At 60.0% G+C, this 22,665-nt stretch carries 14 protein-coding genes; 10 read left to right on the top strand and 4 right to left on the bottom strand.

Going from position 1 to position 22,665, the window contains the following annotated elements:
- Positions 1-159: 159 nt before the first annotated feature.
- The 3 genes from ACESLM_RS03925 to ACESLM_RS03915 all read right to left on the bottom strand — a co-directional run bounded on the left by ACESLM_RS03925 (position 160) and on the right by ACESLM_RS03915 (position 4,055).
- Entirely contained in the window at positions 160-1,407 is a 1,248-nt protein-coding gene (locus tag ACESLM_RS03925; RefSeq protein WP_372630062.1) for a glutamate-5-semialdehyde dehydrogenase, read from the bottom strand.
- Positions 1,400-2,527, bottom strand: coding sequence for a glutamate 5-kinase (gene proB / locus ACESLM_RS03920; RefSeq protein ID WP_372630061.1), 1,128 nt, complete (start codon positions 2,525-2,527; stop codon positions 1,400-1,402). Before proB ends, ACESLM_RS03925 begins: the two co-directional genes overlap by 8 nt.
- Before the next feature lie 352 nt (positions 2,528-2,879).
- Entirely contained in the window at positions 2,880-4,055 is a 1,176-nt protein-coding gene (locus ACESLM_RS03915) for a pyridoxal phosphate-dependent aminotransferase (protein WP_372630060.1), read from the bottom strand.
- 485 nt (positions 4,056-4,540) lie between these two features.
- Between ACESLM_RS03915 and ACESLM_RS03910 the strand changes: the two genes are divergently transcribed.
- The gene (locus ACESLM_RS03910; protein WP_372630067.1) at positions 4,541-5,341 is read left to right on the top strand and encodes a carbon-nitrogen family hydrolase; all 801 of its coding nucleotides are present in this window, start codon (positions 4,541-4,543) and stop codon (positions 5,339-5,341) included.
- A 380-nt stretch (positions 5,342-5,721) separates the two neighbouring features.
- On the opposite strand, the gene ACESLM_RS03905 is transcribed toward ACESLM_RS03910, so the two are convergent.
- Positions 5,722-6,633 (bottom strand): LysR family transcriptional regulator, encoded by a 912-nt coding sequence (locus ACESLM_RS03905; protein WP_094042694.1) that lies wholly within the window; start codon positions 6,631-6,633, stop codon positions 5,722-5,724.
- 119 nt (positions 6,634-6,752) lie between these two features.
- Here ACESLM_RS03905 and leuC point away from each other — a divergent pair, with 119 nt between their 5' ends.
- The 9 genes from leuC to ACESLM_RS03860 all read left to right on the top strand — a co-directional run bounded on the left by leuC (position 6,753) and on the right by ACESLM_RS03860 (position 22,661).
- Positions 6,753-8,174 (top strand): 3-isopropylmalate dehydratase large subunit, encoded by a 1,422-nt coding sequence (gene leuC / locus ACESLM_RS03900; protein WP_372630059.1) that lies wholly within the window; start codon positions 6,753-6,755, stop codon positions 8,172-8,174.
- A gap of 16 nt (positions 8,175-8,190) precedes the next feature.
- A complete protein-coding gene (leuD, locus tag ACESLM_RS03895) occupies positions 8,191-8,793 on the top strand; it encodes a 3-isopropylmalate dehydratase small subunit (RefSeq protein WP_372630058.1) in 603 nt (200 codons plus the stop codon).
- Positions 8,794-8,999: 206 nt separating this feature from the next.
- Positions 9,000-10,487 (top strand): N-acetylmuramoyl-L-alanine amidase family protein, encoded by a 1,488-nt coding sequence (locus ACESLM_RS03890; RefSeq protein WP_372630057.1) that lies wholly within the window; start codon positions 9,000-9,002, stop codon positions 10,485-10,487.
- 60 nt (positions 10,488-10,547) lie between these two features.
- Positions 10,548-13,247 (top strand): S-layer homology domain-containing protein, encoded by a 2,700-nt coding sequence (locus ACESLM_RS03885; RefSeq protein WP_372630056.1) that lies wholly within the window; start codon positions 10,548-10,550, stop codon positions 13,245-13,247.
- 158 nt (positions 13,248-13,405) lie between these two features.
- The gene (gene nth, locus ACESLM_RS03880) at positions 13,406-14,074 is read left to right on the top strand and encodes an endonuclease III (protein ID WP_372630055.1); all 669 of its coding nucleotides are present in this window, start codon (positions 13,406-13,408) and stop codon (positions 14,072-14,074) included.
- Positions 14,071-17,787, top strand: coding sequence for a dynamin family protein (locus ACESLM_RS03875; RefSeq protein WP_372630054.1), 3,717 nt, complete (start codon positions 14,071-14,073; stop codon positions 17,785-17,787). Before nth ends, ACESLM_RS03875 begins: the two co-directional genes overlap by 4 nt.
- Before the next feature lie 258 nt (positions 17,788-18,045).
- The gene (locus ACESLM_RS03870) at positions 18,046-19,845 is read left to right on the top strand and encodes an ABC transporter ATP-binding protein (RefSeq protein ID WP_372630053.1); all 1,800 of its coding nucleotides are present in this window, start codon (positions 18,046-18,048) and stop codon (positions 19,843-19,845) included.
- Complete coding sequence (locus ACESLM_RS03865) at positions 19,842-21,641, top strand: ABC transporter ATP-binding protein (protein ID WP_372630052.1); 1,800 nt, start codon at positions 19,842-19,844, stop codon at positions 21,639-21,641. The genes ACESLM_RS03870 and ACESLM_RS03865 overlap by 4 nt, the downstream gene beginning before the upstream one ends.
- 201 nt (positions 21,642-21,842) lie before the next feature.
- The gene (locus tag ACESLM_RS03860; RefSeq protein WP_372630051.1) at positions 21,843-22,661 is read left to right on the top strand and encodes a GDSL-type esterase/lipase family protein; all 819 of its coding nucleotides are present in this window, start codon (positions 21,843-21,845) and stop codon (positions 22,659-22,661) included.
- Positions 22,662-22,665 lie beyond the last annotated feature (4 nt).

The following is a 22,665-nucleotide window of genomic DNA, read 5'->3' as shown; positions in this document are numbered from 1 at the left end:
TTCTGCCGGTTCATGACGGAGATGCTGCCCGGTTCGGCCAGCTTGGGCTCGACCAGGCCGCGCAAAATCGCTTCCGCCATCGAGCCGGCCCCGTAAAAGCAAAGTCGAACTCCCCGCAGGGGGGAAGAGGTTGAATTCGTCATTTTCCGTTGCACGCTCCTAAGCTCTGATTTGACCCGAACCGACAATGCGGTATTTCGTCGAAGTGAGGGCGGGCAGTCCCATCGGACCGCGCGCGTGCAGCTTCTGCGTACTGATGCCGATTTCGGCGCCGAAGCCGAATTCGAAGCCGTCGGTGAAGCGGGTGGAGGCGTTATGGTAGACGGCGGCGGCGTCGACTTCCTGCAGGAAGCGCTCGGCGTTCCCGGGGTCTTCCGTCACGATGCACTCCGAATGCTGCGTTCCGAACTTGCGAATATGGGCGAGCGCTTCGTCTACATCTTTTACAATTTTCAGGTTCAAAATGTAGTCGTTGTATTCGGTGGCGTAATCTTCCGCGGTTGCCGTATCGATCGACGGAACGAGCTTGAGGGAGGCTTCGCAGCCTTTCAGCTTGACGCCGGCTTGCGTGAATTTGTCGGCAAGGGCGGTCAGATGCTCGGCCGCGAACGCTTCGTGCAGCAGCAGCGTCTCCATGGAGTTGCACACCGACGGACGCTGAACCTTCGCGTTCAGGGCGATCGCTTCCGTCATCGCGTAGTCCGCGCTCGCATCCGCGAACGTATGGCAGATGCCCGCGCCCGTCTCGATGACGGGCACCGTCGCATTCTGCACGACGTTCTGAATGAGCGATGCGCCTCCGCGCGGAATGATGACGTCCAGCAAGCCGTTCAGCTTCAGCATTTCGTCGACCGACTTGCGGTCCGAATCCTCGATCAGCTGCAGCGCGTCCGCGGGAAGGGCCGAGCGCGACAGCGCCTCGCGCATGACCTCGACGATGGCGCGATTGGAGGAGAGCGCCGCCGAACCGCCGCGAAGCACGACGGCGTTCCCGGTTTTCAGGCAGAGAGAGGCGGCGTCCACGGTGACGTTGGGCCGCGCTTCGTAGATCATGCCGATAACGCCGAGCGGCACGCGCCTCTGTTCGATGGACAACCCGTTCGGACGATCGAACGACTGCAGCGTTTCGCCGACCGGATCGGGCAGCTCGACGACTTCCCGGACGCCTTGGGCGATGCCTTGCAGCCGCTGCGGAGTCAGCTTCAGCCGGTCGAGCAGCGATTCCGACGTGCCTTGGGCGCGCCCGCGGACGATATCCTCCTCGTTCGCGGCGAGCAGACGGTCTTCAGCGGCAAGCAGGGAGTCCGCGATTAAAATCAGGGCCTCGTTCTTCTGCTCGGTAGTCAGGTTATTCAACGCGGCGGTCGTTTCCCGAGCCGCCTTGGCTTTCGTTACGACTTCACTCATGTGCGTGAGCCTCCTTTACGATCGTGGATGCGACCCATTCGTCGCGGTGAATGACTTCGATGCGGGCGACGTCGACGCGTTTGCGCGCTTCGTCGGTGGATAAGCCGGCTACTGCGGTAATCTGCCATAGGGCGTAATTCGTGATGCCCCTGCCGAGCACGCGGCCGTCTTGACTGACGACCTCGACGACTTCCCCGGGGTGGAAATCTCCCTCCGCCGCCGTAATGCCGGCGGGGAGCAGGCTGCTTCCCCGGTTCAACAGCGCGTCTTCCGCTCCGGCGTCGACGACGATTCTTCCTTGCGGATCGGACAGGAACCCGACCCAATGCTTCTTCGCGGACAGGGAGTGGAGGGAAGGGGCGAAATAAGTGCCCTTGCCGACTCCGGCTGCGGCCGCCATCAAATCTCCGGCTTCGGATACCCGTCCTACGAACAGCGGAACGCCTCCCCGCATGGCGATGCGCGCCGCGTCGAGCTTGGAGCGCATGCCGCCGGTGCCGACGGAAGAGCCGGCTCCTCCCGCCATCCGGTACAGCTCTTCGGTGAGCGCCTCGACGCGTTCTATGCGCTCGGCTTCCGGCATTTTGCGGGGATCGCCCGTGTACAATCCGTCCATGTCGGTCAGAATGTACAAGCCGTCGGCTTTGACCAGATTGGCGACGAGCGCGGAGAGGGAATCGTTCTCCCCGAACTTGATCTCGTCGACGGCGACGGTGTCGTTCTCGTTAATGATCGGGATCGCCCGCTGCTTCAGCAGCTCCTCGATCGTTCTCGTGGCGTTCTGCGCCCGTCCCCGGTTGCTGAAGTCCGGCCGGGTGAGCAGAATTTGCGCGGCCGCGATGCCGCTTGCGCCCAGCGCTTCCTGGTAAGCCTGCATCAGCAGCGCCTGGCCGACGGATGCGGCCGCCTGCTTCTCGTGCACGAGCTTTGGTCTCTCCGTATAGCCGAGGCGGCGGAACCCCGCGGCGATCGCTCCGGACGTGACGAGCAGCACCTGGTGGCCCTCGCCGTGCAGCGAGGCCAGCTCGTCCGCGAAAAACTTCACCTGCGCGCGGTTTAATCCGCCTTGCTCGGAGGTGAGGGAGCTGCTGCCTATTTTGACTATGATTCGTTTGCCCATGCGTTCAACCTCCAATCAAGCCATAAAAAAAACTCCCGCCCCATAAAGGACGAAAGCTCATCTTCCGCGGTACCACCTTCGTTGACGGCGCCTGAATACAGAGGCATCCGTCCTCTCATGCTCCCGATAACAGCGGGCGCTGTCCGGCTCGTCGCCGTCCGCTCGGGGATGGGGGAGGCGGGGGGCCAGGCAAACTCTCTCAGCCAAGGAGTTTGCTCTCTGCGCGAGCCCGGTTCCGCTTCGTTTCCCGTCATTGCGTTGTTATGATCCGCCGGTCGCCCCGGCGCTCGAATATCCTAAGAATACCATGCGCCGCAAGGGTTGTAAAGGAACGGACGGCGGGGGAGGCGGCTTAGAACAGCCCGAGCCGTCCGACTCTTGCGGCAACCTCGCGGAGCCGCTCCTCGCTTGTCAGCAGGCCGAGCCGGACGTAGCCTTCGCCGCTTTCGCCGAAGCCGGAGCCGGGAGCGACGACGACGTCCGCTTGCTCCAGCAGCAGATTGGCGAACGACATCGACGTGTGGCCTTGGGCGACGGGCAGCCAGCAGAAGAAGGAACCCGCAGGCTTCGTCGCTTTCCAGCCGATTTCGTCCAGCGCTCCGTACAGGGCGTTGCGGCGGCTCTCGTAAGTCGCCACGAGGTCGCGAACGGATTGCTGCGGGCCGGTCAACGCCTCCGCCGCGGCTTCCTGGATGCCGCCGAACAGACTGCAGTACATATGGTCTTGAATCAGGTTGATCTGCTCGATAATGTCCGCGTTGCCGATGGCGAAGCCGACGCGCCAGCCGGCCATATTGTACGACTTGGACAGCGTGTAAAATTCGACGCCCACCTCTTTGGCTCCCGGCGTCTCCAGGAAGCTGACCGGACGGTTGCCGTCGAAGCCGATCGCCCCGTAGGCGAAGTCGCTGGCGACGACGATGCCGTGCTTGCGTGCGAACGCGACGGTCCGTTCGTAAAATTCAGGAGTGGCCGTCGCAGCCGTCGGGTTGTTCGGGTAGTTGAGGAACATCAGCTTGGCGCGATCGACGGCGCCGGTCGGAATCGCTTCGTAGTCGGGAAGGAAATCGTTCTCCTCTATCAGCGGCATGAAGCTCATATCCGCGCCCGCGAGCGCGACACCCGACCAGTAATCCGGATAACCCGGATCGGGCACGAGGCAGACGTCGCCCGGATCGAGATAGATTTGGCTGATCTCGATCAGGCCGGATTTGCCTCCGAACAGGACGGCAACTTCCGTCTCGGGATTCAACTCGACGCCGTAATCCGCCAGATAGCGCTCGGCGACGGCTTGCTTCAAAAACGGGAAACCGCGAAAAGGCGGATATTTGTGGTACAACGGGTTTTCAGAAGCGGTTTTCAGCCGTTCCACGACGTTCCGCGGAGTCGGCAAATCGGGATTGCCTTGTCCGAGATTGATGACGTCGCTGCCGGTAGCGGCGCGCGCGTTCGCTTTGGCGACCAGCGCCGCGAAAAATTGTTCCGGTAAAGCCTGCATCCGCTTGGCAGGGGTAAACTTGACACTCATGCTCGATCGTCACGCTCCGTCATGCTTAGAATTGGAATAGGATGAATGTAGCATAACGACATCGGCTCGGCAACGGATGAGGGCTTTTTTTTTGTGGAAAAATCAGAGATAGAAAGGCGGAATTGTGGGGATTGTTGCGAGCGTATGGCGAGAACGCTCGGGGAGGCGCGGGAGCGGAGGTGGTACGGAGCAGGCAGAATACAGCGGGTGAGGCTCAGGACCGGAAGGAGCATCGGATTGGAGGCGGCAAGGGCTTGGAAGTCCATGGGATCGGCGGCGGTAGAATGCTGGAGGAAGCTTGGAACTCGGCGGCGGGGGGGGGGGGAAGTTGGGCGCGGTTGCCGGAACGGGGAGGATGCAGTACGATGGAGGACATAAGCGACTGTCGCTCAAGGACCGTGCTTCACGATCGGCCGGTGCCTGCGATTCATGGCGGACAGCCTCGTTCCGTCGACAGTCTCCATTATGGACGTGTACAGGAGTGGATAACGGTGACCCAATTAAGGATTGCGTTAGTTCAGATGAATATAGAAGCGGGGAATACGGAAGCGAACTTCGCCAAAATGGAGCGGAAGCTGGAAGAGGCGGCCGCCCTCGATCCGAAGCCGGACTTGATCGTGCTGCCCGAAATGTGGAACACGGGGTACGCCCTGACGGAAATTCGGAACCTGGCGGACCCGGACGGAGAGCGCACGAAGAAGCTCGTGTCGGAGTTTTGCCGCCGTCACGGCGTCAACGTGCTCGCGGGATCGATCGCGCAGCTACGCGGCGAAGGCGTGACGAACACGATCCACGCGTTCGATCGGACGGGAGTCAATATCGCCGAATACAGCAAAATCCACCTGTTCCAGTTGATGAACGAGCATCTGCATCTGGAAGCGGGAGGGGCGGCGGGATCGTTCGAACTGGAAGGCGTTCAGGCGGCGGCGATGATCTGCTACGACATCCGTTTTCCCGAGTTGGCTCGCAAGCTGGCGTTGGGCGGAGCGAAGCTGTTGATCGTCCCGGCGGAGTGGCCGCATCCTCGACTGCATCACTGGCGCACGCTGCTGCAGGCCAGGGCGATCGAGAACCAGATGTTCGTCGTCTCCTGCAATACAGTCGGAGAAAGCGGAGGCTCCAGCTTCTTCGGCCACTCGATGGTCATCGATCCTTGGGGAGAAGTGCTGGCCGAAGCGGAGGAGCGGGAGACGATTCTCGTCGCCGACATCGATCTTGCGCTTGTCGACGAGGTGCGCGGCCGCATCCCGGTATTCGCCGACCGCAGACCCGAATTGTACGAGTGAGGGGCGTCCATACGCGATTTCCTCGCTGTCGGATGCCGCATTAACGGTCTGCTGGACCGTTAGCGGTCCCTCGCGGCAGTGAGTCGGCGGATTAACGGTCTGCTGGACCGTTAGCGGTTCCTCGCGGCAGTGAGTCGGCGGATTAACGGTCTGCCGGACCGTTGGCGGTTCCTCGCGGCGGTGAATCGGCGGATTAACGGTCTGCCGGACCTTTAGCGGTTCCTCGCGGCGGTGAGTCGGCGGATTAACGGCCTGCCGGACCGTTAGCGGTTCCTCGCGGCGGTGAATCGGCGGATTAACGGTCTGCTGGACCGTTAGCGGTCTCCGAGCAATGCCGAGCCACCGGATCAACGGTTGACCGTCCCCGCCAACCGTCCCCGTTATTTGCCCATATCGATCTTGTCGAACGTGGAGCGGAACGTCGAGATGAAAGCCTCGGCCGCGTTGGACAGATAGCGTCCTTTGCGATAGGCGATGACCAGCGTACGCGTCGGACGGCCCTCCAATTGCAGGTATACCGGGGCGCGGCCGGGCCAGTCGCTGCGAGTGACCATCTTGGGCAGGAAGGCGACGCCCATCCCGGCGGCGACCAACGACTGGACCGTGTCGATGTTGGCGCTCTCGAAAACGACTCGTGGGTCAAAGCCGGCCGCGGCGCACAGATCGTGCGCGATCAGGCGGAAACCTTGGCCTTTCTTCAAAAGAACGAACGGCTCGTCCTTCAGCAGCCCGACGGAAATTTCCTTGTCCCGGTACTGCGGATGCGCGAGAGGGTGGTCGGGAGGCACGGCGAGGCAGATGCCTTCCTCGATGACGGGAAGATAGGCGAGCGAAGGCTCGATCAGCGGAAGCGAGAGCAGGCTGACGTCCGTACCGCCGCTGGCGGTCAACTGCTCCAACTGGCGGGTCGTCTCTTCGATGAGCACGATTTCGATGTTGGGGTAGGCCTCGCGGAAAACGGGAAGAACGTGCGGCAGCACGTGGGCGCCGGTCATCGGGAGGCTGCCGACGACGAGCCGGCCTTTGCGCATGTCGGCGATGTCCTCCATCTCGCGGCGCAGCTGGTCGGCCATATCGACGATCTGCTGCGCTTTCTTGACGAACACGTCGCCCGCGTGCGTCAGCTCGACCGAGTTCGTGCTTCTCTTGAACAGCAGCACGCCGAGCTCCTTCTCGAGCTTGGACAGCTGCTGGCTAAGGGACGGTTGGGCGATGTGCAGCTTCTCGGCGGCGCGCGAGAAGTTTCTTTCGTTCGCGATTTGGATGGCGTATTGCAGCTGGCGGAACTCCATCTTGAGCCCTCCTTTATAGTCTGGAACAATTAACCTTATAGATATTATATCTTGGAACAATGATAGACGAAATGTTAAGATAAGAGCAAGCTAAAGAGAACTTTTGGGGTGAACAACAGATGAGCAAAAAAACGATGTTCGAGAAAATTTGGGAAAACCACGAGATCGTATCGGAGCAAGGAAAACCTAGCATCCTTTATATCGATCTTCACCTGGTGCACGAGGTTACTTCCCCGCAAGCGTTCGAAGGCTTGCGCTTGTCCGGACGCCAAGTAAGACGGCCGGAATTGACGTTCGCGACGATGGACCACAACGTTCCGACGAAAGACCGCTTCAACATTTCCGATCCGATCTCCAAACAGCAGGTCGATACGCTTACGGCGAACTGCAAAGAGTTCGGCGTCAAGCTGTACGACTTGAACACGATCGACCAAGGCGTCGTTCACGTTATGGGACCGGAACTCGGCCTGACTCACCCGGGCAAGACGATCGTGTGCGGCGACAGCCACACATCCACGCACGGCGCGTTCGGCGCGCTTGCTTTCGGTATCGGCACGAGCGAAGTCGAGCACGTTCTCGCGACGCAGTGTCTGCAGCAAGCCAAGGCGAAAACGATGTGCATCCGCTTCAACGGCAAACGCAAGCCGGGCATTACCGCCAAAGACATGATTCTCGGTCTGATCGCAAAGTACGGCACGGACTTCGGCACAGGCTACGTGATGGAATATACGGGCGAAGCGATTCGCGGGTTGACGATGGAAGAGCGGATGACCGTCTGCAACATGTCCATCGAAGCCGGCGCTCGCGCCGGTCTGATCGCTCCGGACGAAACGACTTTCGAATATTTGCGCGGACGCGAATACGCTCCTCAAGGCGCTGCGTTCGATAAAGCCGTCGAGCAGTGGAGAGCGCTGTGCACGGACGAAGGCGCCGAGTTCGATTTGACGCTCGACTTCGACGTTGAGACGCTCATTCCGCAAGTGACCTGGGGCACGAGCCCCGGCATGGGTACAGGCATTACCGATTCCGTACCGGTTCCGGAAGAGCTGCCGACCGAGAACGAGCGCAAAGCCGCCAAGAGCGCGATCGAGTACATGGGCCTTAAGCCGGGTACGCCGATGACGGACATCGAGATCGATTACGTGTTTATCGGCTCCTGCACGAACGGACGCATCGAAGACTTGCGGGCTGCGGCATCCGTGGCGCGCGGCTACAAGGTCAACCCGAACGTGACCGCGATCGTCGTGCCGGGCTCCGGACGCGTCAAGATCCAAGCCGAGAAGGAAGGTCTCGACAAGATCTTCGTCGAAGCCGGATTCGAATGGCGCGACGCGGGCTGCAGCATGTGCCTTGCGATGAACCCCGACGTTCTTCAGCCCGGCCAACGCTGCGCTTCGACGTCCAACCGGAACTTCGAAGGCCGTCAAGGCCGCGGCGGACGCACGCACCTCGTATCGCCGGAGATGGCAGCGGCAGCCGCCGTCCAAGGCCGTTTCGTAGACGTGCGCAAATGGGATTTCAAAGCCGAAGTAACGGCGTAAGGGGAGGATCACGAACATGGAAGCATTCGTACAACTGAACGGACTTGTCGCCCCGGTCGACCGGGTTAACGTAGATACCGACGCCATTATTCCTAAGCAATTTCTGAAAAGAATCGAAAGAAGCGGGTTCGGCCAATTCCTGTTCTTCGAATGGAGATGGGATGAGCAGGGCAACGTCATTCCGGAATTCAGCCTGAACAAGGACCGCTACCAGGGCGCGTCCGTCCTGCTGTCCCGCGCCAACTTCGGCTGCGGCTCGTCCCGCGAGCACGCGCCGTGGGCGATTCTGGACTACGGCTTCCGCTGCGTCATCGCGCCGTCGTTCGCCGACATTTTCTACAACAACTGCTTCAAAAACGGCATTCTGCCGATCAAGCTGACCGAAGAGCAGGTCGACGACCTGTTCAAGCGCACGGAAGCTAAAGAAGGCTACAAGCTGAACGTCGATCTGGAAAACCAGGTCATTACCGACGAAGACGGCTTGAACATTCCTTTCGAGATCGACGCGCACCGTCGGAACTTCCTGCTGCAAGGGTTGGACGATATCGGCCTCACGCTTCAGCACGAAGCCGCCATTACGGCCTACGAACAACGCCGCGCCGCAAGCGCGGTCGTCTAACGCCGAATACTGCGGACGCGGATGCCTGAAATAGGCAGAAAAAAGACCTTTTGTCTCCGATTCGGCAAAATTCGGGGCAAGGGGTCTTTTTTTCCTCCGTTACGCAACTTTTCATGTTTTTCTACGTCTAATGATTCGTGGACAAGCCGCTGCAATTCTACATAAATCGGCATCGTTCGCAAATCTTTCAGACATCGAGGTGAAGCATGAAGAAGTGGCTCTCCCTGTTGTTCGTCGTCGCCGGCATGCTGGTCCTGAGTTCGGGCATGGCGCACGCCGCCAAAGCGGAGACGCCGACGCCCAAATTGATTTTGGACGGCATGGAGTTAGAGCCCCAAGTACCGCCGTTTCTCCTGAACAGTACGGTTATGGTGCCCGTGCGCATCGCGACCGAAAACTTGGGATACAAGGTGGACTACGACAACAGCAAGAAACAGGTGACGGTATCCAACGGCAAGAAGAAGCTCGTCATGACCGTGGACAAGCCCACGGCTTATCTGGACGGGACCCCCATGCAGATGACGAAGCCGCCGCTCATCAAATCCAACTTTACTCTTATCCCTTTAAGATTTCTTGGCGAATCTCTGGGCGTTCAGGTTTTCTGGGATAATCAAATTAAATCCGTATTTATGTATTCGCCTTCGACGCCGGATCCCGGCAGCGAGAGCGGAGGCAAGCCGACCGATCCTTCGGACGGCGGCCTGATCGGGGTCGTCGACCCAAGCGAAGGCTCCGGCGGATCGGGAGAAGAGACTTCTCCGGGCACCGTCGTTCCTCCTGCGGTGACGGGAAATCTGAACGAGATTTACTACGATCCCGGGACGGAATCCGTCGTGCTGAAATACGATGGCCTTATCGTTCCCCGAGATTTCAAGCTCGACAATCCGAAAAGGATCGTAATCGACGTTCCGAACGGAAGATACGCGCCGGAATTCGTTCCCGCCGTCGACTTCTCCTTGACGAACGAAGGTTATATTCCCGTAGAGGGACACGAAGCGCTGCGTTCGATTCGGTATTCGATGTTCGGAACGGATACGAAGGCGCCGAGATTCGTGCTCGACCTCAATCAAGCGTGGGATTACGAGCTGAGCAACGATCCGGGCGCCGGCACGCTCACGATTGCGCTCAAGCGTCCTCCGGAAGACAAATCGCTCTACACGGTCGTTCTGGATGCCGGACACGGCGGAACGGACCCGGGCGCGATCAGCATCTCGAAGAAGGCGGAGAAGGATTTTAACCTGGCCGTCGTGCTGAAAGTGAAGGCGATTCTGGAGGGAGAGGAGCGGATCAAGCTGATCCTGACGCGCGAGGACGATACGTACCCGACGCTGACGGACAGATATACGCTGGCCAACTCCGTTCAAGCGGACATTTTCGTATCGGTGCATGCGAACAGCCATACTTCTCCGAACACGAACGGCACGGAAACTTATTATACCCGCGAAGACAGCAAGGCGTTCGCGCAACTGATGCATTCCTTATTCGCTCCGGCGACGGGACTGAAGGACAACGGCTTCAGGAAGCACTCCGTTAATCTCGCCGTGACGACGAAGACGACGATGCCGGCCATTTTGCTGGAAGCCGGTTATTTGTCCAGCAGCATCGACGAGCCCAAGCTGTGGACCGAAGAACTGCAAAACCGCGTAGCCCAGGCGATCGCGACGGGAATCAAGATGCAATTGAATCTGCAATAAGCTGTCCGGCCCTATTAGGGGCCGGCATGCTCATATTCCGGGAGAGGGGACAGGTTGACGATGAAGAAAGGATTATCGAAAGGCATTACCGGTTTGCTCGCCGCATCGCTGGTGTTTTCGGGGGTCTCCTACACGGAAAGAACGGCGTCCGCCGCTTCCATTTTCACGGACGTCAAACCGGGCTGGGCGGAGAAGCACATTACGAAGCTCGCGATGCAAGGCATTTTGAAGGGCGGAACGGGGAAACAGGCGGGCATGTTCAATCCGGCCAACAAGGTGACCCGCCAAGAGGCGGTCATTATCGCGCTCAGATTCATGGGCGTGGACAACGAAGTGAAAATCGGGGATCCCCTCGTTTTTCCAAGCGATCTGGTCATCAAGGACGACTATAAACCCTACATAAAACTTGCGGTTCAAAAAAATATTTTGCTGCTCGACGAAGAAATCGCGCTCGTCAAAAAAGACGGCGGCAAGGAATGGGGCAGCAGCCCCGCTACGCGCGAATGGATGGCCAAGCTGCTCGTGCGCGCGATCGGCAAAGACCAGGCGGCCAAGGAAGCCGGGAGCCAAGCGACCTCGTTCGGCGACGACGCTCAGATCGACGCCGGCCTGAAGGGCTACGTCAGCGTCGCGGTGGCGCTCGGACTCGTCAACGGCGTAACGCCGACCAAGTTCGATCCGACGGCCTCGGTTACTCGGGAGATGGCTTCCACACTGTTCAGCCGCGCCCAATCCCAGATCGACGTCGCTTATGCCGGCCAAGTGACCGGGGCGCTCGTCGGGGTAGAGGGCAACAAGCTGACTTTGCTTCATTCCGACGGCGTAGTTAAGGATTACTCACTGTCCCCGACCGCTTCCGTCTACGGATTCGGATCGGAGCAGACGACGGATATTTCTTCATTAAAGCTGTACGGCGAAGTGATTCTCATCGGCACTTCCAGCGGCACAGTCGGCTACGTGGAGCAGACAAGCGAGACGCCTAAGGTGACCAACATCCAAGGAACGCTGCTGCTCGTGTCCGAAGCGCAAAGCAAGCTGACCGTCTCCGTCGACGGCGAGCCGAAAAGCGTCTCTTATAACGAATCGTCTTTGACGATCAAGGACATTAACGGACAATCGCTGACGATCGCCGATCTCCCGGTTAACGTGCCCGTGACGCTGGGCGTCGACGTGGCGACCGAGAGCAAGCTGCTGTCGCTTACGGTAAACAAAGCGGTAACGAACAAGTCCGGCGCCGGCACGGTCGAGAGCGTTAACGTGACCGGTCTGACGCTGCAAGTGAAGGACGCTGCCGGCACATCGGATACTTATCCGATCGACGCGAACGCGGTGGTCAAGCACAACGGCACGAACCTGACGCTGGATCAGCTGGTCGCGGGCGACGCCGTCTCCTATGAAGTAAAGATGGGCTCGGTGACGAGCGTTACGATAACGAAGAAGGTTCAGCCTCCGGTCGAGGGCGTCATCAACCTCGTCGACAAAGCGGGCAAGACGATTCAGTATCGCATCAACAACGAGCTTGGCGCCAAGGATTTGGCCGATAACGTCATCGTTAAGCTTGAAGGGCTGTCCAACGTGACGCTGGACGATCTGTTCAAAGGCGATACGGTATCCATGACCTTGAACGAGAGCGGCAAAGTCGCGATCATCACGATCAAGAACCGTTCCGTCAATTTCCTGAACGGAGCGGTCGTGTTCTCGGCCGACCTGGATAACGACATTCTGATCGTCACGGATTCGGCGAATAAAAAGGTTCCGCTCATTCTAACCGATACGACCCGGTTCGATCTGAACGGAACGGTTCTCACGAAGAAAGACGCGGTAAGATACATCGTCAAAGGCAAGAAGATCAACGTTGGTTACACTAACTCGAACGCGGCGTACATTTCGGTCGTTTCCCAGTATACCGGGACGGTGCTGGAGAACAACCTGTCGGCCAAGACGCTGAAGCTTCAGCTAGATAACAAAAACGAAGTCGTGCTGCCTTATCCGAACTATTTTGCGGCGGAAATCTACGGAACGTCCTCGACGAGCTACCTGGATATTCGCGTCGGCGACAAGGTCACGGCACTTATGGATTATAATACGCAAGACACGGTCATCGCCGTTCAAGTTCAGAAGACGGTTCAGTTCGAGCTGGACAGAGTGGATCTCTCGTTGAACAAGCTGCGGGCCAAGCGGGCAGACGGAGTATTCGAGGAATGGAGCCTGAATACGACGCTGCTGTCTCTCGTGGACGAGAACGACAATCCGATCAGCCTGACCGCTTTGAACCAATTGAACACGAAGCTGCTTAACGTCACGTTCAAAGGAAGAACGCCGATCAAGATTAAAGCTTATCCGGTCACCTACGGCAAGGTGGTTTCCGTGAACGCGGCGACCAATTCCATCGAGGTGTTGACGAACGCCGGCGCGACGGTGACGAAATCGTACCCGGCTGCTCCGACGGTAACGAGATCGAATACGGTAATCGGTTCGCTGTCCTCGATCAAGGCGAACGATCGCGTCGAAATTCGCGTGGACGAGAACGACAAGACGGTCATCGAGATCATTCCGGCAATCAGCAAGCAGTATCTGAATCACAATTCTTCAATTCTTTACGTGAACAGAGCTTCCTTGAACGAGAACAATACGTACGATTTGCATCCTCAGGTGTACGTCCATCAAGGCGCGAATACGATTTTGTTGTCGAGCATGAAGAAGGACGATCCGATCACCCTGTACATCGTCCGCGGCAAAGTCGTTGAAATCGTGAAATAAGCTTATCCGCCGTCAGGCCAATCGGAGCGATCCGGTTGGCCTGATTTGCTGTCCGGGATTAGTGTCGTATAGCGTGCTAATGTGTGCCGCATATTGCCGCACAAGCGATATTCCGGTAGACTAATAAGTTAGAGACTTTCTGAAAATGAGGAGCGCTTATGAACGCCGCAACGTTAAGGCAAGTGTTGAATACGATAGCGGAGATGTTTCCCGATGCGCGCTGCGAGCTGAATCACCGCAATCCGTTCGAGTTGACGATCGCGGTGCTGCTGTCGGCGCAGTGTACGGACGAGACCGTCAACAAGGTGACGGCTACGCTGTTCGAGAAATACCGCTCTCCGCAGGATTACTTGAACGTCCCCTTGGAAGAGTTGGAGAACGACATTCGCAGAATCGGGCTGTTCCGCAACAAAGCGGCGAATATCCAGAAGCTGTGCCGTATGATCATCGACTTGCACGACGGGGACGTACCCCGCACGCACGAGGAATTGACGGCTTTGGCCGGCGTAGGCCGAAAGACGGCAAACGTCGTCATGTCGAACGCCTTCGACGTGCCGGCGATCGCGGTGGACACCCACGTGGAGCGCGTATCCAAGCGTCTTGGCATCGCCATGCCCGACGATTCGGTGCTCGAAGTCGAGAAGAAGCTGATGCGCAAGGTGCCGAGGGAGGAGTGGACGATTACGCATCATCGGTTGATCTTCTTCGGGCGTTACCACTGCAAGGCTCAAAATCCGAAGTGCGAAGTTTGTCCGGTACTGGAACATTGCAAGGAAGGCAAGATTCGAATGAAAGCCTCCTTGAAGAAGAGGAGCGTAGCGAAGTGAACTCTATCGACCTCGGCGCGCCGCCAACCGGCGTGCCGTTATCATCAGAACTTATCCGATTCCAAGAAGCGCTGCGGCAAATGTCCGCCAGAACGGCCGAGAACGGCGACGATGTCCAGGCGGCGAAGCTGGAGGAGCTGTCCGGCAAGCTGGAGAGCGGGCGGCTGACCGTCGCGTTCTGCGGACACTTCTCCGCCGGGAAGTCCACGCTCGTCAATACGCTGTGCAGGGCGACGCTTCTTCCCGCCTCTCCGATTCCGACGAGCGCCAACGTCGTGACGGTCGTCAACGGCGAGCCGTTCGCCGAGACGGAATTCCGCGATTCGACCGGCAGGACGCATCCGGCGCGCACGATTCCGGTCGAGCAGCTGCACGACTTCGCGGTCGACGGAGAAGGCGTCACTTCGATTCGCGTATCCTACCCGATCCCGCTGCTCGGCGATCGCATGGCGATCGTAGATACGCCCGGAGTCGACTCGACGGACGGCGCGCACCGGGCGGCGACCGAGTCCGCTCTCCATATGGCGGACGTCGTCTTTTTCGTGACCGATTATAACCACGTGCAGTCCGAAGTCAACTTCCGTTTTCTGCGCAGTCTGGCGCGTTGGGGTAAACCGACCTATTTGCTCGTCAATCAGATCGACAAGCACAGGGAGGAGCAGCTCCCGTTCGCGGAGTTCAGAAGCAGCTTGAGCGAGGCGCTGTCCAACTGGGATATCGAGCCGGCCGCTACGCTGTTCCTGTCGCTGCGAGAGCCCGATCACCCGCTGTCGCAATGGAAGCAGCTGCTTCGGCTTATGGAGGAGCTCCAGCCGCTTGCGGACGCGCTCATCACGAGGAGCGTCGCCCGTTCGTCGGTTTACTTGGCGGAGCAGTATCGGGAGACGCTCCATCAGCGTAATCAGGAAAACAGGCAGCGGCTTCAGGAGCAGCTGGGCGACGAAGGCGAGACGGAGCGCAGATCGGTTCATCGCGCCGAGTTGGAGGCGGAGTTGTCCCAGCTCCGGACGGCGGGAGACCGGCGCAAGGAACGCGTACGCGTCGACATGGATAAGCTGCTCGGCAACGCCAACCTGACGCCGGCCGAGACGCGGGAGAAGGCGCAGGCGGTGCTGGCGGCGATGCAGCCCGGTTTTAAGGCGGGGTGGCTGGCAGGAGCGGCGAAAACGGAGGCGGAGCGCGTCGCGAGGCTAGGCAGGCTGACCGACGATTTCAACCGGCAAGTATCGGCGAACGTCACCGGCCATCTTAAGGGGCTGCTGAGGCGCGAAGCCGAACAGAGCGGCTTCTCCGGCGAGGAGATGGAGCGTTCGCTCGACGACATCTTCCGTCCGGTTCAGCCGGAATGGCTGCGCGCGCTCGTCAAGCCCGGCGCCGGAGCGGAAGGCCAGGCGACGCTGCACTACTCGGCGGAGATCAGCGCCGAGCTGAAGTCGCTCTACCGCAAAGCGGCGTTCCAGTGGATCGACGAGCTGCAGGAGCGGGATCGTCCCTCGCTGGAGAAGAAGGCCGAGGGCGTGCAAGCGCAACTGGCCGAGCTGGCGCAAGCGGACCGGATCGCCGACGAGATCGCCTTGCTGGAACGGGGGGAACGCGAGGAGGAGCGGAAGCTGCTCGCGCTGCTGCCTGAGCCCGAGGGCGGCCATGACGGCGAGCTGCGGCTTCCCGCGCCCGAACCGCTCGCGGCCTATCTCGTCGGTGCATTGGCGAAGGACGCGCCGACGCAGAATTCGCCGGAAGCCGTCGACGGTTCCGGGGACGATACGACGCCCGAAGAACAGGGAGCCTCTTCCGAAGAAGCCCAGCCCGGCCGTCTGGGAGCGCCCACGGGAGCCGCGGAGATGCTGGAGAACGCCGCCGCGCTGCTGTCCAACATTTCCGCGCTGCGAAGCGTCGCGGACGGCTTGAGCTCCAAGGCGGCGCGCTTTCGCGACAAGAGCTTTACGATTGCGCTGTTCGGGGCGTTCAGCGCGGGCAAATCGTCGTTCGCCAACGCGCTCGTCGGCAAGCCGGCTCTGCCGGTCTCGCCGAATCCGACGACGGCGACGATCAACCGGATCGTCGCTCCGACGGAGGAGCGCCCGGACGGTACGGCTCTCGTGACGATGAAGACGCCGGAAGAGTTCGCGGCCGACGTCCGTCACTCGCTGAAGCGGATCGGCATCGCCCGGGAGAAGCTGGACGCAGCCGGAGAGGACGTCCCTAGGCTGCTGGCGCTGAAGGATCCGGTGGCGGCCGGAGACCTGCATCCGCGCGGACGACCGCATCTGGCGTTCCTGACGGCCGCGGCCAAAGGCTGGAGCGAATTCGGCCCGCTGCTGGGCCGGAAGCTGACGGCGGGCGGGGAGGAGTACAGAAGGTTCGCCGCCGACGAGAGGGCTTCCTGCTTCGTCGCCGAGATCGACCTGTACGTCGATTCGCCCATTACGCGCAGCGGCGCGGTGCTCGTCGACACGCCGGGAGCGGATTCGATCAACGCCCGCCATACCGGCGTCGCGTTCCAATATATCAAAAACGCGGACGCGGTTCTGTTCGTGACGTATTACAACCACGCCTTCACGGAGGCGGACCGCGAGTTTCTCAATCAGCTCGGCAGCGTCAAGGACGTGTTCGAGCTCGACAAAATGTTTTTCGTGATTAATGCAGCCGACCTGGCTTCGTCGGAAGCGGAGCTGGAAGCCGTCAAAGCGCACGTGGGCGCGCAGCTGCTGAAGCACGGCATCCGCAAACCGCGGCTGTTCGGGGTGTCCAGCCTGAACGGCTTGCAGGCAAAGCTGTCGCGCAGCCGTCCCGCTCTCGAAGCTTCCGGATTGTCCGAATTCGAAGGCGCCTTCCGCCGCTTCTCCGAAGAGGAGCTGGGGGGGCTGGCGCTTGCGTCGGCGCATAAGGAGCTGGAACGCGTCGACAAGCTGCTGGACGGCTGGCTGCAATCGGCCAACGCGGACGCCGCCACGCGCGAAGCGAAGGCGAAGCGGCTGAGCGAGCAGGCGCGGCGCTGGCAGGCAGAGGGGGCGAAAGCCGTTCCCGCCGCGGCCGCGCAGCCTCTTCGCCAAGAAGTCGGAGAGCAGCTGTACCATTTGCGCCAGCGTTTGAAATTCCGCTTCAAGGAGCATTTCCAGGCGGCGTTCCATCCGTCCATTTTGCAGGACGACGGACGCGATCTCAAAAAGCTGCTGCAAGCGTGCGGCGAAGATTTGAAGCGGTCGCTGAACGAAGATTTGCTGCAGGAGCTGAGGGCGGCGGGATTGCGGCTCGAAGGAACGATCGGCGCGTTGGCGGAGAAGGCGCTCTCCGCGTTGTCCGGGTTGGCGGAGATGGAGAGCGAAGGCTTCACGCCGGAGCCGGCGGAGAAGCCGGCTCTGGAGCTGCCGCTTCCCGAAACGTTCGCCGCCGGACCGAATTTCGAGGCCAGACAGCTGTGGAGCGCGTTCCGTTCTCCGAAGCATTTCTTCGAGCAGGAAGGCGCTGCGACGCTGCGTGGCGACCTGGAAGAGACGTTGCTGGGGACGATCGACGAGGCTCTGGAGACGCTGCGGCGACAGTGGGAACAGGCGACGGAGCTGGCGCTGCAGGAAGCGGTCCGCTCGGCCGCGCAGGCCTGGTCCGGGCAGCTGTCCGCCTTCGCGCTCAGCATGAGCGAAGCGCTTCGTCAGCCGGGCGAAGAACGATATTTGATGGATTTGCGTGAGCAATGGCGGAAAATCCGCCGTTAATTTCGATAATCGGCCCTCTTTCATCTTGACGAAGATGGAAGGGGGCCTTTTCTTCCGTTGCCTGCGTTTTCCTTGCATAAACGGTTCAACAAGGGGATGTTGGGTATGAAAAGGGACGATATCGAAGAGATCCGGTGAATACCCGGCGATGCCGACGGCAGTTTCCGCCCCAAGCCCGAATAGGGCGAAATAACGCTGTTGCCGGGATCTGAGATTCGGCTTACACTGCCGTAGAAAGCAGCGAGGGGAGGACCATTTTTGGATATTTTTCGGGCTTTAAAATCCTATTACTGGAAAGACAAAGGCTTCTTGTGGGGATCGATAGCCGGACTGGCGGTCGCGACCGCGCTTGGCCTGATTTATCCCCTGCTACTCAAATCGCTTATCGACGACATGATTCTCGCGGAGAAGTATGACGGCGTTCTCGGTTTGACGTTAACGGCGGTCGGCGTCATATTCGTCAAAGCCGCATTCCAGTATGTACACGGTTTCAGCGGCGGCCGGCTGGGCAACCGGATCGCGTACCGGCTGCGCAACGCCTGCTACGAGAAGCTGCAGCAATTGTCTTTCTCCTACTATGATACGGCGAGGACGGGAGACCTGATGTCGAGGCTCACGGCCGATATCGAAGGCGTGCGGATGTTTATCGGCTTTGGCTTCGCGCAGCTGCTCAACACGGGGTTGCTGCTCGTATTCGGGTTCACGATGATGTTTTTTGTCGACTGGGCGCTTACGCTGCTCATCCTCGTCTTCATCCCGGTGCTAGGCTTCGTGGCGATTCGCTTCGAGCAGGCCATCCACCCGGTATTCCGGTCGATCCGGTCCGCGGTGGGCCGTTTGACGGTGCGAGTGCAAGAAAACATCACCGGGGTCCGTACCGTCAAATCGTTCGCCCGGGAACCGTTCGAGATCAATAAGTTCGTGAAGGAAAACGTGGACTATCGGGACAATCATCTGACGCTCGCGGACGTGTGGGCGAAGTATTTTCCGATGATGGAGTTTATCGCTAACCTTAGCGTAGCGACGCTGCTGCTGGCCGGGGGCTGGCGAGTGATCGCCGGCACGATGACTCTCGGCGAGTTGGTCGCGATCACGGGGATGCTCGGCTTCGTCGTCGCCCCGCTCTGGACGCTCGGCTTCCAGATCAACGGATATACGCAATCGAAAGCTTCGGGAGAACGTCTGCTGGAGCTGCTCTACCAACCGATCTCGGTGAAAAACCGCGACAACAGCCTAGCGCTGGACGACGAGGCGGTTCAAGGGCATATTCGCTTCGACGACGTCAGCTTCCGCTATACGAACCGCGACGATCTGCCTTCCGCGTTGCTCGGCTTGCAGCTTGACGCGCCGGCCGGCACCGTCGTCGGCCTGCTCGGGGGAACCGGTTCGGGCAAATCGACGGCCGTGGGGCTGCTGCTGAGAGCTTACGACGTCGGCGACGGCGCGATTACGCTCGACGGAATTGACATTCGCCACATCGAGCTGGAAAGCTTGCGCAGACAGATCGGCATCGTGTTCCAGGAGTCGTTCCTGTTCTCGACGACGATCAAGGAGAATATCCGCTACGGCCGCCCGGACGCGACGATGGAAGAGATCGAGGAGGCGGCGCGCTACGCGCAGGCGGACGGCTTCATCCGCGAGCTGCCGCTCGGCTACGAGACGATCGTGGGCGAACGGGGAATGGGCTTGTCGGGCGGACAGAAACAGCGGATCGCGATCGCGCGTGCGCTGCTGAACAAGCCGAAAATTCTCATTCTCGACGACGCGACGAGCGCGCTCGACATGGAGACGGAGCACGAGATTCAGACCGCCATCCGCAAAGTGATGGCCGGACGCACCGTGTTCATGATCGCCCACCGGATTTCGACTTTGCGCCATGCGGACGAAATTATCGTACTCGACCGCGGACACACGATTCAGCGGGGGACGCACGACAAGCTGGTGCGCCAGCCGGGACTGTATCGCGAGACGTACCGGATTCAATACTCCGACCGCCCGGAAGAACTGGATTACGAGGCGGACGGGGAATGCGCCTCGGAAAGGCGGGTGTCGGGATGAGCCGTCAATTCGTATACCAGGACGACGAACTGATCGAGAAACCGTTTAACTGGAAGCAGATGGGCCGTCTCGTCACCTTCGTGAAGCCGTACAAAGCCGAGGTCGGCAAAGTCGTATTCGTCATGCTCGTGTTCGGAATGCTCTCCAAGCTGGCGATTCCGTTCCTGACGATGCTGGCCATCGACCGGGCGATCTTCCCGAAGTCGGGCGAAGGCAGCCTGTCGCTGCTGCTGACGATCGCCGCCGCCATGCTCGTGCTGTACGGCACGCGCTGGTGGGCGCAGAAATATACGATTCACCGGACGAACGAGATCGGGCAGAGGGTCATTTTCGACCTGCGGGCCGCCCTGTTCAAGCACATCCAGTCGCTGTCGTTCCGCTTCTTCGACAAGCGTCCGGCAGGCTCGGTGCTCGTGCGGGTGACCAACGACGTCAATTCCTTGCAGGACATGTTCACGAACGGGGTCGTCAACACGGCGATCGACATCGTGCAGCTGATCGGCATTACGGTCATTCTGCTCTTCATCGAGCCGAAGCTCGCTTTGGCCGTTATCGTGACGGTGCCGCTCATGTTCTTCGTCTCTACGGCGCTGCGCAAGAAGATTCGCATGGCCTGGCAGATCGTCCGGATCAAGCAATCGCGCATCAACGCGCATCTGAACGAGAGCATCCAGGGCATTCGGGTGACGCAGGCGTTCGCGCAAGAGAAGGAAAATATCGCTTATTTCGACGAGATGAACAGGAGCAACATCCGTTCCTGGAACAGAGCTTCGGCGCTGAACCAGCTGTTCGGGCCGCTCATCGAGATTACGTCCGCGATCGGCACGCTGATCCTGCTGCTGTACGGCACGTACCTCATACAATCCGAGGCGATGACCGTCGGCGTCCTCGTCGCGTTCATTACTTATGTCGGCAGCTTCTGGGAGCCGATTACGCGGCTGGGCAACATGTATTCCCAAATGCTCATCTCGATGTCGTCGGCCGAGCGCATCTTCGAATTCATGGACGAACGTCCGGCCGTTCCGGAAAAGGAAGGCGCGAAACCGATCTCGCAGCTGAGCGGCCGCGTCCAACTGGACAACGTGACGTTCGGCTACGAGAACGACCGTCCGGCGCTGAAAGGCATCAACCTCGACGTGAAGCCGGGATTGTCGGTAGCGCTCGTCGGCCATACCGGCTCGGGCAAGAGTACGATCGTCAACCTGATCTGCCGCTTCTACGATACGGTGGAAGGCCGCGTGCTGATCGACGGCCAGGACGTGCGGGACGTGACGATCGACAGCTTGCGCTCGCAGATCGGCATCGTGCTTCAGGACACGTTTATTTTCTCGGGGACGATCCGCGACAACATCCGCTACGGGCGACCCGGCGCGACGGACGCGGAAGTCGAAGCGGCGGCCCGCGCCGTGCGGGCGCACGACTTTATCGTTGATTTGCCTAATGGCTACGACACCGAAGTCGAGGAGCGGGGCAACGTGCTCTCGGTCGGACAGCGGCAGCTGCTCAGCTTCGCGCGGGCGCTGCTCGCCGATCCGCGCATTCTCGTGCTGGACGAAGCGACGGCCAGCATCGACACGGAGACGGAGCTGCGCATTCAGGAGGCGCTGGGCACGCTGCTGGAAGGACGCACCTCGTTTATCGTCGCCCACCGTCTGTCCACGATTCGCCACGCCGATTGCATCGTCGTGCTCGACCACGGGGAGATGATGGAGATGGGCAATCACGAGGAACTGATGAAGCGCCCGGGGCATTACCGTAACCTGGTCGAAGCCCAGTATCGCTTTTTGTCCGCTTGACCGCCAGGAACGTTCGTCTGCTCACTTGTTCGCTTGCCGGCTTGTCGGCGTCTTTTGACGCCTTCAGGCCGGTTTTTTGCGGTTTTTCGCGCAGGACCGGGCATTTCGATTTGAAAAATGCGGCAATAACCGTTATCGTGGAAAAGTATAGGGAGAAAGCGGAAACAAGCTCCGAATCATCGAACGACTGGGGGAAAGCGGATGAAGTCGTCTTCCGTGCTGTGGAGAACGTTGGGCATTGCGTCGCTCGTCTGCCTGCTGGCGATGCTGACCGGTTTCGGCTGGGCGATTAAGGACACGTGGTTTCCGAAAGAGGGACTGGCTCTGCCTAAGGCCAGCGAACCGGAGAAGGCGGCCGGCGGTGACTGGAGCGCGAAGAGCGAGCTGTACGTCGCCGCGTTAGGGGATTCCTTGACGAAGGGAACGGGGGATGCGACCGGCGAAGGCTATGTCACGCGCACGATCGCTTCGCTGGCCGAGAGGCTGGACAAGCCGGTCTACCTGGTCAACAATATGGCCGTCAACGGCATGCGGGCCGACCAACTGGCCGTTAATCTGGATGAGAAAGGGTTCGTGAACGCGGTCGGACGCGCGGACATCGTGCTGCTGACGATCGGAGGCAACGACCTGTTCCAGGTCGCGCAAGGAGGCGGTTCGCTTGCGGAAGGAGGAGATCTGTCTCCGGAGACGCTTCGCGAGCTGCTGCCCGACGTCAAGCCGAGGCTTAAGGAAGTGTTCGACAAGATCAGGGCCGTGAATCCGGTCGCGCGCATCGTCTACGTCGGGCTGTACAACGCCTTCTACGACGTGCCGCAGATGCGGGAGGTCGCCAGCGAGACGGTGGCGGAATGGAACGGCTACGCCTACCGGCTTGCGCTGGCGGACGGCAACGCGACGGTCGTTCCGACGTACGATCTGTTCGAGTTTAATTTGACGGATTACTTGTCCTCGGACCATTTTCACCCGAATGCGCTCGGGTACGAACGGATCGCCGCAAGAGTCGCGGACGCGCTTCGATAACGAC

It is taken from the genome of Cohnella sp. (genome assembly GCF_041641335.1).
Classification (GTDB): domain Bacteria; phylum Bacillota; class Bacilli; order Paenibacillales; family Paenibacillaceae; genus Cohnella.
This window is presented reverse-complemented; position numbering and strand designations above follow the sequence as displayed.